This window comes from Kinneretia sp. DJ1R-11 (assembly GCF_025717595.1).
GTDB lineage: Bacteria > Pseudomonadota > Gammaproteobacteria > Burkholderiales > Burkholderiaceae_C > Paucibacter_A.
Genome location: NZ_JAJIRR010000020.1, coordinates 1 through 14,495, shown reverse-complemented (window position 1 = coordinate 14,495; position 14,495 = coordinate 1). Strand labels below are relative to the sequence as shown.

Sequence of the window (14,495 nt, the reverse complement as noted above, 5' to 3'; positions counted from 1 at the left end):
TCCGGCGCGGACCCCTGGTGTATCGGCAGAATTCAGGCGTCCTTGATGACGGCTGACAGCTGGCGAACGCTGTCGGCCAGCAAGGCCGGGCTGTGCATGTCCTGCTGTAGCAGGCGGCTGATGTCGGGGTGAAGGCGCACGGCCAGGTCCAGTTCATGGTCATGCCCGGGGGCATATGCACCCAACTGGATCAGGTCGCGGGCCTTGTTGTATTTGGCGAGCAGCTGGCGGCAGCGGCGTGCGGCGTCGATATGGCTTTGGGGAGCCACATTGGTCATCACCCGAGAGATCGAGCGCTCGATGTCGATGGCCGGGTAATGGCCGGCCTCGGCCAGTTCGCGGCTCAGCACGATGTGGCCGTCCAGAATCCCTCGTGCTGCGTCGGCGATCGGATCTTGCTGGTCGTCGCCTTCGCTGAGCACGGTGTAGAAGGCCGTGATCGAGCCTTCGCCCGGCAGCCCGTTGCCGCTGCGCTCGACCAGCTGCGGCAGCTTGGCGAAGCAGCTCGGCGGGTAGCCCTTGGTGGCCGGCGGCTCGCCGATGGCCAAGGCGATCTCCCGCTGGGCCATGGCGTAGCGGGTCAGCGAGTCCATCAGCAGCAGCACATGCAGGCCTTGGTCGCGGAAGTTCTCGGCAATCGCCGTGGCGTAGTGGGCGCCTTGCATGCGCACCAGGGGCGGGGCGTCGGCCGGCGCGGCCACGACGACCGAGCGCTGCAGGCCGTCCTCGCCGAGGATGTCCTCGATGAATTCCTTCACTTCCCGGCCGCGCTCGCCAATCAGGCCGACGACGATGACATCGGCCTGGGTGTAGCGGGCCATCATGCCCAGCAGCACCGATTTGCCGACGCCGGTACCGGCGAACAGGCCCAGTCGCTGGCCGCGGCCCACGGTCAGCATGGTGTTGATGGCGCGCACGCCGGTGTCCAGGGCGCTGCGCACCGGGTCGCGGTCCATGGCGTTGATGGGGCGGCGCACCATGGGCTCGGCATGGGTCATCTGCAGGGGGCCGCGGCGGTCCAGCGGGTGGCCGTGTGAATCGACCACGCGACCCAGCAGGCCTTGGCCCATGGGCAGGTGCAGGCCGCGGTCTTCATTGCGGCGCCAGGGGTGCAGAGGTTGGCCCAGCTTCGGACCCATCAAGGGCAGGGCGCGCGGCACGACCATGGCACCGCTGGACAAACCCTGGATCTCGTCGGTTGGCATCAGGTAGGCGCGGTCGCCCGAGAAGCCCACCACCTCGGCATTGACCGGGCGCTGGCCGCGCTGCGGATTCATTGACGAGCTGGGCATGTGGATTTCGCAGACCGAGCCGACCGGCACCTTGACCCCGGTCGCTTCCAGCACCAGGCCGGCCACACGCACCAGCTTGCCCTGAGACTCCAGCGGCAGACTGTTGCCGGCGAATTCCTGCAGATTGCTCAGGTACTGCTGCCAGCGGCCTTGGCGGCTGCCGGCTGCGGCGTTCAGTTCGTCTTGCTCGGTGTCGAAGTCGGCCATCACAAGGCCTCCTGCGAGTTGCTGCTGCTGCTGCTGCTGCCCGCGTCGCCGTCGCTGCGGCCGGTGCGGCGGTCTTCCCACAGCGAGGCCTGCCCCATGGCGGCGGCCGCTTGTTGCCAGCGAGAGGCCAGGCTGGCGTCGACGCTGCTGATGTCGGAATCCACCCGGCAGCCGCCACGCGGCACGTCCGGGTCGGGCAGGAGCTGGGCCTCGCGGGCGCGCAGCTCCTCGCCAGCGCCTTCTTGCACCAGCGGGTAGTCGCTCGGGTTGACGCGCACCCGCACATGGCGGGCCGACAGCTGCAGGGCCTCGACCGCGTCATGCGCGACCTTGGCGATGTGTTCGGGGCGCTGGGTGATCTCGCTGCGCACCACCTGGCGGGCCAGCTCGACGGCGCAGCGGGCCAGGGTGGCCGCCATCTCGTCTTCGAGGGCGCGGAAGTCGGCGTCGAAGTTCTGCACCAGCTGGCCCAGCTGAGCGCTCATCTGCTGGGCGAAGCTTTTCTTGAAGGCATCGAGCGCGGCCATGCCGTCGCGGTAACCGTCCTGGTAGCCGGATTGGCGGGCAGCATGCAGCTGTTCCTGCAAGTCAGGCTGGGGCGGCGGTGCTGGCTCGGGCGCTGCCTGCTGGCTGGGTGCCGGAGCGGGCGCGCTGATGGGCGCACGCTGTGCGTTCATGGCGCCTTGGAAGGCATCGGGGTTCCAGGCAGCGAAGCTCTGCACTTCCTCGCGCGGGATGAAACGGCTGTAGCTGCTGGTGCGCGCCGGCTGCGAGGGGTCGCGCGGCGGCGGTGGAACTTGACGGGGTGGGCGAGGGGTCATGACTCAATCGCCTCAAACGAATTGGTCGTCGCCGCCACCGGCCAGCACGATGGTGCCTTCGTCCACCAGACGGCGCACGATCTTGAGCATTTCCTTCTGCTCGCCTTCGACCTCGGACAAGCGCACTGGGCCGCGCGAGTCCAGGTCTTCGCGCAGAGTCTCTGCCGCACGGCTCGACATATTGCGCAGGATCTTCTCGCGCAGTTCTGCGCTGGCGCCCTTGAGGGCCACGACCAGGGATTCGCTCTGCACTTCCTTGAGCACGGCCTGGATGCCCTTGTCGTCGATCTTGTCCAGATCGTCGAAGGTGAACATGTTGTCCATGATCTTCTGGGCCAGATCGGCGTCGGCTTCGCGGATGTAGTCCAGTACCGAGGCTTCCACGCTGGAGCCCAACATATTGATGATTTCGGCCGCGGTCTTGACGCCGCCCAGCGAGGACTTGCGCATGCGTTCGCCGCCGGCCAGCACCTGGCTCATGACCTCGTTCAGGTCCTTCAGCGCCATCGGCTGAATGCCGTCCAGCGTGGCGATGCGCACCAACACCTCGTTGCGCTGGCGTTCGGTGAAGACACGCAGCACCGAGCTGGTCTGATCAAAGTCCAGGTGGGCCAGGATGGCGGCAATGATCTGTGGGTGTTCGTTGCGCAGCAGTTCGGCCACCGAGGCGGCGTCCATCCATTTCAGGCTTTCGATCGAAGACACATCGCTGCCTTGCAGGATGCGGTCCAGCAGCAGATTGGCCTTGTCCTCGCCCAGGGCCTTGCGCAGCACCTGGCGCACATACTCGTCGGTGTCCGACACCAGCGTGCTCTGGGTCTCGGCCACCTTGTCGAAGCGGGTCAGCACCTGCTCGACCTTCTCTCGGCCCACGACCTTGAGCTTGGCAATGGTCTCGCCCAGCTTCTGCACCTCTTTCGGGGCCAGATGCTTGAAGACTTCGGACGCTTCCTCCTCGCCGAGGGACATCAGCAAGATGGCAGCGTCCTCTACTCCTTTGTCATCCATGGTCGGGCTCGGTGGTCATTCGTTGAGGAGGGCGGCTAAGCGGGCGAGGCAAATCACTCGACCTCGCCATTGATCCAATTGCGCATGATGTTGGCCACGGCAATCGGGTTCTCTCGGGCCAGCAGGCGGGCACGTTCCAGCTTCTCGTTGGCCACGGGACCGCTCAAGGCCGGCAGTGCGCCATCGGCGCCCAGGGCGGGCAGTTCGTTGTCGTCGTCCACCACGGCGTCGAGCTGTGAGGCGGTGTCGCTGGCCTCGGGCGGGGGCGGGTTGGCCGCCTTGATGGCCGGGCGCACCATGCCGAAAACCGCGATCAAAGCCACCAGCACCAGGGCCAGGGGCACGGCTGCGGTGCGCAGCAGATCCAGCACAAAGGGCTGCTTCCACAGGGGCAGGTCCAGCTCTTCATGCTTTTCTTGCAAGAAGGGCGCGCTGATGATCTTGAGCGAATCACCGCGGTCCTGGTTGAAGCCCATGGTCTCCTTGACCAGCGCCGTGAGCTTGTCCAGCTCTTCCTGGGGCACCGGAATGTTGGCGACCTTGGATTTGGGATCGGTGTTGGGGCGGTGGTTGATGACCACGGCGGCGTTCAAACGGCGCACATTGCCCGTGGCGTTGCGCACCACGCGCACTGTTTTGTCCAGCTCGTAGTTGGTGACCGAGTCGCGCTTGGTGCTGTTGTTGCCGGCGCCGCCTGTAGCCTGCAGAGGTGCGGCCTCGCCTTCGATGGGCGCCGTGGCCGGGGCTTGTGGCTGATTGGCAGCGGCACCCGGCACACCGGTTGGGGGCTGGGCCGCACCATTGGTCGATTCGTTGGTTTGGGCGCTGCGAATGGCGGCCGTGGTGCCCTGGCCGCGGTTGGGCTTGTACTCTTCAGCGGTGCTTTCAACCTGGTTGAAGTCGAGATCGGCAGTGACGGTCGCACGCAGATTGCCGCGGCCCACCACCGGTTCCAGCAGTTCGTAGATGCGCTTGTTGAAGTTGGATTCGATCTGCTGCTTGTATTGCAGCTGCTGGCTGTCCAGGCCATTGCTGACTTCAGGGCTGGTCGACAGCAAGGCACCGGTCTGGTCCAGCACGCTGACCGCCTTGGCCGACAGACCCGGCACGCTGGCCGAAACCAAATGCACGATGCCGGCGATCTGGGCGCGGTCAAGCGAGCGGCCACCGCGCAAGGTCAGCATGACCGAGGCGCTGGGCTTTTGCTGTTCGCGGAAGAAGCCGTTCTGCTCGGGCATGGCGAGATGGACTCGCGCATCGGCCACGTCGGCCAGGGCGGTGATGGTGCGAGTCAGCTCGCCTTCCAGACCGCGCTGAAAATTCAGGCGCTCATTGAATTGGGTTTGGCCGATCGAGCTCTTGTCCATCAGCTCGAAGCCGACGCTGCTGCCCTTGGGCAGGCCGGCCGAGGCCAGCTTCATGCGCACGTCATAGACCTGCGCGGCTGGCACCAAAATGATGCCGCCGGGCTCGTGGCGGTAAGGCACATTGAGCGTGGCCAGCTGGGCGATGACGGCGCCGCCGTCCTTGTCGGACAGGCCGGTGAAGACCGGCCGGTAGTCGCCTTGGTTGGACCACAGGGTGATGGCCAGCACGGCGGCCGCCAGCATGGCCAGACCGCCGCCCATCATCAGCTTGTTACGCACCGGCAGGGCTGCCAGGCGGGCGCCGAAGCTGGCAGGCTCGGGCGTCACCATGGGCAGGGTGTTGGCGGCGGGGCTGAGGGCGTTATCCATGGGGCGGGGCGGGCTGGTGGGCTGCGGTTCTGTAGATGAATGCTGGGAAGAAGGCGGTTGTGCTTCGCTGCCGTGAGGTTTTTCACGGCGTCCTACAGGCCTTGCCGATGGAGTGAATTATTCGGATTTGCCCCCTAAAGAAAGCCGGGAACAGGCCGAAGAACCGAGCGCAGTTCCCTCCTTCAGCGCCTCGGTCTTTGCCTACAGTTCGGTCTATCGCTCCGGCTGAGGCACCGCCTTTGGTCGCGAGCGTGGATGGAGTCCCCCATGGAACTGAAGCTCAGACCGTTTGATTTCGCCCAGGCCACCGCGCGCGCTGGTCTGAACATCAATGGCGAGCCGCTGTCCAAGGCCAAGGCGACCGGCGGCGCCAGTTTTGGCGATGCCATGGCGCAGGCGATGAAGGGAGTCAGCCAGTCGCAGAACGAAGCCTCGCGCTTGCAGCGTGAGGTTCAGCTGGACAACCCCACGGTCAGCCTGGAAGAGACCATGGTGGCCATGCAGAAGGCCCAGATCGGTTTTCAAGCCACCTTGCAGGTGCGCAACCGTCTGGTCTCTGCCTACTCTGAAATCATGAATATGCAGGTCTGAGCGAACTGCTCGACTTGCCGGTGCGGGGCGACGCTGCGAAGTGCTCGCCTCGTCGTCTTCAGCGAAGCGCCTGGAAACTCAGCAAGGCGTGGCCGAGCTCGTCGCCGGCCCGCAGATCTGGGCCCGCCCCATGGCATTGAGGTCGACTTGCAGCTTCTGATCCCGCCCGCTGCGGAAGGCGGTGCTGCCATGCTTTTGCGCCTGTCCCAGGGTGGGTTCGAATTCGGCGTCCGCGGCGCTGTCCATGGTCACATCAGGAAATTCGCTGCCCTTGTATCGCGTCAAGCTACAGGCCTTGGGCCGCCCGGTCGCCGGGTCCACGGCCTTGGCGCTGCCGGCCACGGTCGGGCCGCAGTCGCAGGGCATGCCCTGGCTGACGCCCCAGCACCAGTTCGGCCCGCGATGGAAGCTGACGAACATCGGCGTGCGTTGGCTGACACTCATTTCGCGCGCATTGCGCAGGTCCACCAACAGGCTGTTGGCCGCTTCGCGCAGCTGCTGGCGCTGTAGATGGCCGCGGTAATTGGGCACGGCCACCGTCATGATGACGGCCAGCACGGCCATGACCACGGCCGCTTCCAGCAAGGTGAAGCCCGCTTGCTGGCGCTGGTGTTGCAATTTGCCGTTCATGCGGCGGCCGGCTTGCGCAGCAAGCGGGCGGTTTTTTGCACTTGTTCGATGTAGTACTGCAAATCGCGTGTGGCCATGGGGTCGAGCTTTTCGAACAGCAAGCCCAGTTGCTGGCTGCCGTCGTCCTGTGGGCGGGCGTGCTGCAGGCGCAAATCGGCCGTCAGCCGGGTGTGGCGGTCCAACTCCACCAGAACGCCGCTCAGCAAGGAGCCGGCCGCCGGGGCGTCTTGCCCGGCCGGCAGCTGCAGGGCCAGACCGCCCAGGCTGAGGTCGAGCACGCGCAGGCTCAGCAACTCGCCGGAGCCGGTCGGCAAGCTGAAACGGGCTTGCGGCGTTCGCCCGTTGGGGCGAACTCGGAAGGCCTGGCGCCGCTGGAAGCGGTAGAGCACCAAAGGAAAGCTGGCCTGCATCACGGCCTGGCCGCTGTTCTCTGTTGGTGCGTCGGGCTGCACCAGCAGCAAGCCCTCGACCTCGAACTGCAGGCGGATCTGGTCCAGATAGGCGACCGCGGTGAGCTCTTCGGCGCCCAGCAGCGCGGGCAAGGGGCTGCCGGCTGCGGGTAAATCCAGGAGCAGTCGGCCCGAGGCCGCGTCCACACTGCACAGGCTGCTCTGCACGCTCAGACCCGCGGCATTGCTGAGGATCAGGTGGCTGCGCTCGCTCTGCAGGCGGCGCAGCAGGGTCAGGATTTCTCCCGGCGCCTGAATACGAAAATCGCCCGAGTCGGCTGGAGTGGCCGGGTCGGGCGTGGTGGAGGGCGTTGAATGGCTCATGCGAGATTCGTGCTGCCCGGGGCACTCAATTCGGCCCCAAGCTGTGGTTAGACCGGCGGACTCAGTGCAAGGTCTTGCTCTTGCCGGTCAGGACTTGGTCCAGATCGTCCAACCAGGGCTCGGCCAGGTGGCGGATCTCTGCGTCGTTGAGCAGGATGCGCTGCATGATGCGCGTCTTCAGTCGGCTTTCCTCGGGCGCCAGCTTTTCGTTGCCGGCCGCATGTTTGAGCTGGGAAATCAACAGGACGCAAGCGCCCTCGAGCTTGACGACTTCGTCCCAGTTGCCGGTGCGGGCGGCCGAGAGCATGTCGGCGCTGGCTTGCTCGATGGCTTCGTAGTAGCTCAGAAGTTGGGTGTTCATCACAAGTTCCGGAAGATGCAGGGGGATGGGGGCAGGGCGTACGGCTGTGTCGGTCAAGCAGCCCGCTGGACTTCAGGCGACTGCGCGATTGCGTTCCAGGCATCGCGCACCGGCGTTAGCAGGCGTTGGCATTCTTCGATGCGGGCGCTGTCGCCATGCAGATTGGCCTGGGTCAGGCGCATGCACAGATAGGCGTAGAGGTCACCGAGGTCTTGGGCCAGCGGTCCGGCCTCCAGGTTCAGGGTGGACTTCAGTCCCTCGTCCAGGATGCGAACTGCACGGCACAGTGAGTTGTTCTTTTGCGCTGTGTTGTTGCTGGCGATGGCCACCAGGGCTTGATTCATGGCGTCGAAGATGCCGTCGAACAGCATGCTCACCAAGCGATGGGGGCTGGCACTCTGGACGTCGGTTTCCAGGCCCACCTTGCGGTACATCGAGGCGCGCTGGGTCCTGGATGCAAACGGGGAAGAGGCGTTACCGTACATGGGGAGCTTTCTCAGGGGGTCTTGTTGACTTGTTTTCGACCCCGGGCCGGCGAACTTGAGTGTCCTGCGCGGCTCTGCGCCTCTGCAGACGCGGCCTTGCCAAAAGCGCGAAATATGACGCAGCTGCGGCCCGAGTGCTTGCTGGCGCAGTGGCCTGCAAAGGAAAACGGCGGCGGCCTCTGGTGAAGCCGCCGCCGTGACAGCGGGGTGGTTTGAGCAGCAGGCCGCGCGCTCAGGCCTGGATCTACTTGTTCAGCATGGCCATCTGCTGGCTCACATAGCTGGACAGATTGTTCAGCTTGCCCATCTGCACATCGAGCGCGGTGTAGCGAGCGCGCAAGCGGGTTTCGGTCAGTGTGGCCTTGTCCTCCAGCTTGGAGCTCTGCAGTCCATTGCCGGTGATGCGGTCCTGCAAGCCTTTTTGCCGGGTGCTCAGGCTGCTGTCGATGCCCAGGGCCAGGTCGGCGAATTTACGCATGCGCTGGGCCAGGCCGTTGTTCTCGGCATTGCTGCTGTCAACACCCATGAACAGCTGTTTGATGCTGTCCAGGTCGGCCATGGAGGTTTCCAGCTTGGCCGTGTTGACCTTGATCGTGCCGTCGGCACTGGGGTCCAGGCCCAGGTCGGACAGGCGACTGAATTTGCCACCCAGAGTGGTGGATCCGCCGCTGACGCCGCGCAGCCCAGACTGCACGCTGAGCACCGAGCCCTCGCCCTGCAGGGCCCCAGCGGTTTTGTTGGCCTGGTCGTACTTGGTCTGGTCGCGCAGCAAGCTGGCCACCGAGTTGTAGGCAGTGCTGAAGTCATTGATGGCCTTCTTGATGGCCTCTTTGTCCGACGCGATATTCAGCGTGACTTCGCTCGTGGTGGTCTTGAGCAGGTTGATGGTCAAGCCGTCAATGGACTCCTTGAGCGTGTTGGTCTCGGACTCGATATCCAGACCATTGAGCTTGGCCAGAGCATTGCCGGCTGCCTGGTTCTGTGTGGTTTTGGACAGCTCAGGGCTGCGCGGGTCGAAGGACAGCGCATCCAGGCCCTGGCCGTCGAGCAGTCCGTCACCGTCGACCACGGCGACGCGGAAGCCGTTGCTGACCCCGGTTTCGGTGGAGCGCATCACCAGGCGCGAGCCACCTTGGTCGGTGACGATGGAAGCCTGTACGCCGGCTTTGGCGGCATTGATCTTGTCGCGAATCTGGGCAAGCGAATTGCTGCCGTCGCTGATGTCGATGCTGATGGCGCTGGCACCGGCCTTGGGGTCGAAGCCGGTTTGGTCGGCATTCCAAGTGCCGAGCTCGATGGTCAAGGTGCCCTGACCGATCGGCCCGGTGCTCGGTTGGTAGCTGGTGGACACGGACTGGGCAGTGGCCAAGCGGCTGACCGACACTGAAACTTTGCCGGCCGCAGCGCCGCTGCCCGGTGTCACTGTGATGCTGTTGCTGTCGCTGGACGTGCCCAGGCCGGCCCCCCAGGTTTCAGGGTTGGTCAGCTTGGCGGCCGCGTCGCGCAGAGCCGACAAGCTGCTTTGCACCTTGCCATAGGCCGAGAGCTGGGTCTTCAGCCCATCGGTGGCGGTCTTGAGCGTGCTGATCGGTTGGCGTTCCACTGCAACCAGCTTGGTGATCAAGGACTCGATGTCGAGGCCGCTGCCAATGCCGGCGGAGGTGATGGCTGCCATGATGGGGCTCCCTGTGGCTTGCGATGGTTCCGCGACCGTGTCTTGTTCTCAAAGCGGCGAAGGTTCGCGGGGGCTAGACAAAAAGGCCGATACGCAAAGGCGGTATCGGCCGGTTGTTCCTGGACTTGAGTGCTGAATTGACGCCCGCGGAGCTGGCCTCAGGGCCGGCCGCGGATGGATCAACCGCCGCGCAGCAAGCTCAGCACCTGCTGCGGCAACTGGTTGGCCTGGGCCACCATCGCATTGCCGGCCTGTTGCAGGATCTGAGTGCGGCTGAGGTTGGAGGTTTCTGCCGCATAGTCAGCATCCATGATGCGGCTGCGCGCTGCGCTCTGGTTCTCCACCGAGACCTGCAGATTGGAGATCACCGCTTCGAAACGATTCTGCGAGGCACCCAAGGTCGCGCGCTGGCTGCTGACCGTGTTCAGCGCGGTGTCGATGTCATCGATGATGATCTTGAGGTCGGCGGTGGTCGAGGCATTGCCGATGACGGCGGCGGTCACTGCCGTGATGGTCGGGTCCGCGGTCATGTCGGAGGTGGTCACCGTGATGGTGTCTTCCGCGCCGGTGTTGGGGCCAACCTGGAATTCCTGCGGCGTGACCGCGTCGGCGCCGAGAATCTTTTTGCCGTTGAAGGTGGTGCCGGCCAGCACGCGCCCAATTTCCAAGGCCAATTCACCGAATTCCTTGCCGATGGAATCGAGGTCGGTGGTGGTGTTGGTGGCGTTGCGGGACTGAACGGACAGTTCTCGCATGCGTTGCAAGGTGTCGCCCACTTTGGACAAGGCGCCTTCAGCCGTCTGCGCCAGCGAGATGCCGTCATTGGCATTGCGGATGGCGACGTTCATGCCTCGGACCTGGGCATGCATGCGCTCGGCGATGGCCAGGCCCGCGGCGTCGTCCTTGGCGGAGTTGACTCGCATACCCGAGGATAGTCGCTGCATGGACACGGCCAATGAGCCCTGCGACATATTCAGATTGCGCTGCGCATTCAGCGAGGCAATGTTTGTGTTGATGGTTTGCGGCATTTGAGAACTCCTACAGAATCCGGCAACTCCCGGCCAGGCCGGCGTGTCATTCGGGTTGGCTTCAAGCCTGAACTTGATGCTGTCCCGGCAACTCGCCCGGTCTGATCAAGCTGGCCGTCATGGCGTTGGGGTCAGCTTGGGTCCGGACGTCGGGTGATGCAAAAAATGTCTCATCCCGATGTGCAAATTCTTGAGCAGTCTCTGGCCTCCTGAAAGCAGGAATAGGGGGCAAAACCACGCCCATAAAAAAGCTCCGCGCCCGGGGCTAGCCCGGGGCGGAGCGAAGTTCAGATGGAGTTTGTAGGGCCTGGGGCTTCAGCCACCGCGCAGCAGAGACAGCACTTGCTGGGGCATCTGATTGGCCTGCGAAACCATGGCCGTGCCCGCTTGCTGCAGGATCTGGGCTCGGCTCAGATTGGCGGTTTCCGAGGCGTAGTCCGCATCCATGATGCGGCTGCGTGACGCGCTCTGGTTTTCCACCGACACCATCAGATTGGATATCACGGCCTCGAAGCGGTTCTGGGCTGCACCCAGGGTGGCGCGCGTCGAGCTGACCGTGTTGATGGCCGTGTCGATTTGGTCGATCGTGGTCTTCAGGTCGGCCACCGTCTTGGTGTTGTCAATCGCGTCGTTGGTCACCGCCGTGATGTCGGCATCAGCGGTGAGATCGGTGGTGGTCACCGTGACGATGTCATTGGCCGTGGTGTTGGCGCCGATCTGGAAATCCTTGGCGCCCGCGCCACCACCCAAGATGGCCGTGCCGTTGAAGGTGGTGCCGGCCAGCACGCGTTGGATTTCAGCGCCGAGTTCCTTGAACTCCTTGCCGATCGAGTCCAGGTCGGTGGTGGTGTTGGTGGCATTGCGAGCCTGCACGCCCAGTTCACGCATGCGTTGCAGCGAATCGCCCACTTTCGACAAAGCGCCTTCAGCGGTCTGGGCCAAGGAAATGCCGTCGTTGGCATTGCGCACGGCGACATTCATGCCGCGCACTTGAGCTTGCATGCGTTCGGCAATGGCCAGACCTGCTGCATCGTCTTTGGACGAGTTGACGCGCATGCCGGACGACAGGCGCTGCATAGAGGTGGCCAGCGAGAGCTGTGTGTTTGAGGCGTTACGTTGCGCGTTCAGGGAGGCAACGTTGGTGTTGATGATGGAGGGCATTTTCAATCCTTTCGGTGTTCAAGACATTCCGGAAACCCGGTCTATACGGTCGATAACTAGGCCGCCAGAAAGAGGCCGCCTTGCCAGCAGTCAGGTCGCTTGCGCCGCCTGGTCTGCACCGTCCGCGTCCTGCCATCAAACCCCGGCTGATAGACCTGGGGCGTGCGGCCGGCTGACCGGACCACGGTGTCCCTTGTTTCCTCGGGCCCGTTGGTTTTGTTATCGATCGCTGCCTCGCATCACTTGAAGATTTTTTCTTGCCTTCTTTTTAAAAAGAGCCCTTAAAAATGACGCTGCCCGGTCGAGGGGCAGCGTCAAGGGGCTTGTGCTGGAGGGGTGAGATTTTCCGTTCCTGCGACGACGGGTGTACTCAGGGCCAGCGAGGCTGGCCCGGGGTCATCGAAGAAGCGACAGGACTTGCTGCGGCATCTGATTGGCTTGCGCAATCATGGCGGTACCGGCTTGTTGCAGGATCTGCGATCGGCTCAGATTGGCGGTTTCCGTCGCGTAGTCGGCATCCAAGATGCGGCTGCGCGATGCGCTTTGGTTTTCCACCGACACCATCAGGTTGGAGATCACCGCTTCGAAACGATTCTGGGCGGCACCCAAGGTGGCGCGCTCAGAGCTGACGGTGTTGATGGCCGTATCGATCTGGTCGATGGTGGTCTTCAGGTCCGCAGCCGTCTTGGTGTTGTCGATCGCATCGCCGGTGACCGCGGTGATGTCACCATTGCCGGTCATGTCGGTGGTGGTCACCGTAACGACGTCATTGGCCGTGGTGTTGGCACCAATCTGGAAGTCCTTGGCGCCGGCGCCGGCGCCCAGGATGGCCGTGCCGTTGAAGGTCGTGCCGCCCAGCACCCGCTGGATTTCAGAGCCCAGTTCCTTGAACTCCTTGCCGATCGAGTCCAAGTCTTGGGTGGTGTTGGTGGCATTGCGGGCCTGCACGCCCAGTTCACGCATGCGTTGCAGCGAGTCCGCCACCTTGCCGAGTGCGCCTTCAGCCGTTTGCGCCAGCGAGATGCCGTCGTTGGCATTGCGAACGGCCACGTTCATGCCACGCACTTGAGAGCTCATGCGCTCAGCGATGGCCAGGCCGGCGGCGTCGTCCTTGGCGGAGTTCACACGCATGCCTGAGGACAGGCGTTGCATGGAAATGGACAGCGAGGATTGTGAAGTGGCAACGTTGCGTTGCGCGTTCAGAGAAGCAATATTGCTATTGATGATTGCGGGCATGATGCGCTCCTGTTTCAGCTACGAAGATTCCCGGCTCAGCGCCGACGTGTTGGCAAATGCCTTGCGACATTTGTGACGCGGATGAAAGCCTTGACGCTTTTCCATCCACACCGCCCGGCGCCAGTCAGCCTGTGAAGCCCTGCATTCCCTTGCGAGATTGCTCAACCAGCGGCCTTGTTACCGGACCACGCGCCTGTTTCCAGACCCGTTGAGAGTGGTATCGGACAACGCCCGAGCGAACTTGAGCGCTGTTTGTCAATAGGCTTGATCGCCGGATAAGCGGTGGGTGCCTTGGCTTGTTTGATGGATCCCCTTCCTGCCCGTGCTGGGCGGGTGGGGCAGGGTGGCAAATTCCGGGCTGCCCTGCGGTCCATCGTGTACCTGTGGCCCCAGCGCTTGCGATCATGAATCGAGTGGCTGAGTGCGGAGCTGTCTGTGGTGGCGCGAATCCTTGGTAGAGATCGTCGTAGAGAAGCTGTGTGCTGAAACAAGAGCGGGTCGGCCTGGTGCCGGTCGGGAGGAGCATCCCTGGTGCCTCGCTCTGACTTGTTTTCGGCGCCTCGCGCTCGGCACAGCCTTTGAGAAAAGGCGGCAAGCCTGTGCTTTTCTCGCGAACGGCAGCCGGTGCTGTGCCTAAAGTCCTCAGCATTGCGGTCGAAATGCGCGCCCCGCGCAGTTTCAAGCCAGCACCCGCTGAGGCCGCAGCACGCACAGCCCGCCCTCTGGCCGCAAGCCGGATCTGGGCCGGGTGGCTGACCCGACGTTTTTGGCAGCGAGAACGATGGCGCACGGGAAGCGGGCGCTGGCACTGTTTGGCATCAACCCCTTGGAGATTGAAATGCACGCAATGACGCAAGGAACAAAGAAGGCCGTGACACAAGGCCAGCAAGAGGCGCAGCCGCTCGCGCGGCCTGCCGAGCTAAGCCCAGAGGCGGCCCTGCTGCTGGCTCAGGCGCGCAATGCAGCGTTTGCCGAAGCGGCGCAAGGACGACTCGGGCGTGGCATGTCCATGCTCAAGGACGCTTTGCAGAACGAACCGCTCTCTCATGATCTGATGAGCGACTTGGCGGCCTTGCTGCTCAGTGCTGGCGAGTTGGCCCAAGCAGCGCTGCATGCCAAGCAGGCGCTGGAACTGCATCCCCATCACGGCCCCAGCCTGTACACGCTGGCCTTTGCCTGCTCAGGCCTGGGCAAATCGGCCCAAGCACAAAAGACACTGCGCCATCTGCTCCAGGGGGAGCCCCGCGCCATCGACAGCCTGCTCGACGAGGCCCCCGACCTTTTGCCCGTGGCACGCACCGAGCTGGCGCGCCTGGACGCCTTGTTGGGCGGCGCCTGAGCCGGCGCTGGCCTGTCAGGCCCGGCAGGCGTGACATCGTTCGCGCACTGCCCGGCCCGGCCTGAGGGGACAACGCTTTCCCCGGGCCAGCGCCCCGCCAAGGGGACAGCTTTGTAAGAGTTTGCCTGACAAGGTTCTGGGAAGAACCGGGA

General features: G+C 64.0%; 14 protein-coding genes. 2 read left to right on the top strand and 12 right to left on the bottom strand.

Going from position 1 to position 14,495, the window contains the following annotated elements; all coding sequences use genetic code 11:
- Nucleotides 1–32: 32 nt before the first annotated feature.
- From fliI to fliF, 4 genes are read right to left on the bottom strand one after another with little or no spacing between them, the layout of a single operon-like run.
- Nucleotides 33–1,499 carry a flagellar protein export ATPase FliI gene (gene fliI / locus LNV23_RS22695; RefSeq protein ID WP_263565063.1) on the bottom strand — a complete coding sequence of 489 codons (1,467 nt, stop codon included), beginning with the start codon at nt 1,497–1,499 and terminating at the stop codon, nt 33–35.
- Nucleotides 1,499–2,320: a FliH/SctL family protein gene (locus LNV23_RS22690; RefSeq protein ID WP_263565062.1), complete on the bottom strand. Its 822-nt coding sequence runs from the start codon at nt 2,318–2,320 to the stop codon at nt 1,499–1,501. The genes fliI and LNV23_RS22690 overlap by 1 nt, the downstream gene beginning before the upstream one ends.
- Before the next feature lie 12 nt (nt 2,321–2,332).
- Entirely contained in the window at nt 2,333–3,328 is a 996-nt protein-coding gene (fliG, locus tag LNV23_RS22685) for a flagellar motor switch protein FliG (protein WP_263565061.1), read from the bottom strand.
- A 53-nt stretch (nt 3,329–3,381) separates the two neighbouring features.
- Nucleotides 3,382–5,064 (bottom strand): flagellar basal-body MS-ring/collar protein FliF, encoded by a 1,683-nt coding sequence (fliF, locus tag LNV23_RS22680; RefSeq protein WP_263565060.1) that lies wholly within the window; start codon nt 5,062–5,064, stop codon nt 3,382–3,384.
- A gap of 267 nt (nt 5,065–5,331) precedes the next feature.
- Between fliF and fliE the strand changes: the two genes are divergently transcribed.
- Complete coding sequence (gene fliE, locus LNV23_RS22675) at nt 5,332–5,655, top strand: flagellar hook-basal body complex protein FliE (protein WP_263565059.1); 324 nt, start codon at nt 5,332–5,334, stop codon at nt 5,653–5,655.
- 78 nt (nt 5,656–5,733) lie between these two features.
- On the opposite strand, the gene LNV23_RS22670 is transcribed toward fliE, so the two are convergent.
- From LNV23_RS22670 to LNV23_RS22635, 8 genes are all read right to left on the bottom strand, one after another.
- Nucleotides 5,734–6,285, bottom strand: coding sequence for a pilus assembly FimT family protein (locus LNV23_RS22670; protein ID WP_263565058.1), 552 nt, complete (start codon nt 6,283–6,285; stop codon nt 5,734–5,736).
- Nucleotides 6,282–7,058, bottom strand: a complete 777-nt coding sequence (locus LNV23_RS22665; protein ID WP_263565057.1) for a flagellar brake protein — start codon at nt 7,056–7,058, stop codon at nt 6,282–6,284. Before LNV23_RS22665 ends, LNV23_RS22670 begins: the two co-directional genes overlap by 4 nt.
- 61 nt (nt 7,059–7,119) lie before the next feature.
- Nucleotides 7,120–7,419 (bottom strand): flagellar protein FliT, encoded by a 300-nt coding sequence (locus LNV23_RS22660; RefSeq protein WP_263520523.1) that lies wholly within the window; start codon nt 7,417–7,419, stop codon nt 7,120–7,122.
- 53 nt (nt 7,420–7,472) lie between these two features.
- Nucleotides 7,473–7,904: a flagellar export chaperone FliS gene (gene fliS, locus LNV23_RS22655; protein WP_263565056.1), complete on the bottom strand. Its 432-nt coding sequence runs from the start codon at nt 7,902–7,904 to the stop codon at nt 7,473–7,475.
- Nucleotides 7,905–8,148: 244 nt separating this feature from the next.
- On the bottom strand, nt 8,149–9,579 hold the full coding sequence (gene fliD, locus LNV23_RS22650) for a flagellar filament capping protein FliD (protein ID WP_263565055.1): 1,431 nt from the start codon (nt 9,577–9,579) through the stop codon (nt 8,149–8,151).
- A gap of 179 nt (nt 9,580–9,758) precedes the next feature.
- Entirely contained in the window at nt 9,759–10,607 is an 849-nt protein-coding gene (locus LNV23_RS22645; protein WP_263565054.1) for a flagellin N-terminal helical domain-containing protein, read from the bottom strand.
- Between the two features lie 315 nt (nt 10,608–10,922).
- Nucleotides 10,923–11,768 (bottom strand): flagellin N-terminal helical domain-containing protein, encoded by an 846-nt coding sequence (locus LNV23_RS22640; RefSeq protein WP_263520527.1) that lies wholly within the window; start codon nt 11,766–11,768, stop codon nt 10,923–10,925.
- Nucleotides 11,769–12,164: 396 nt separating this feature from the next.
- Nucleotides 12,165–13,004 (bottom strand): flagellin N-terminal helical domain-containing protein, encoded by an 840-nt coding sequence (locus LNV23_RS22635; protein ID WP_263520528.1) that lies wholly within the window; start codon nt 13,002–13,004, stop codon nt 12,165–12,167.
- Between the two features lie 847 nt (nt 13,005–13,851).
- Here LNV23_RS22635 and LNV23_RS22630 point away from each other — a divergent pair.
- On the top strand, nt 13,852–14,343 hold the full coding sequence (locus LNV23_RS22630; RefSeq protein ID WP_263520529.1) for a tetratricopeptide repeat protein: 492 nt from the start codon (nt 13,852–13,854) through the stop codon (nt 14,341–14,343).
- The last annotated feature ends 152 nt before the right edge of the window (nt 14,344–14,495 follow it).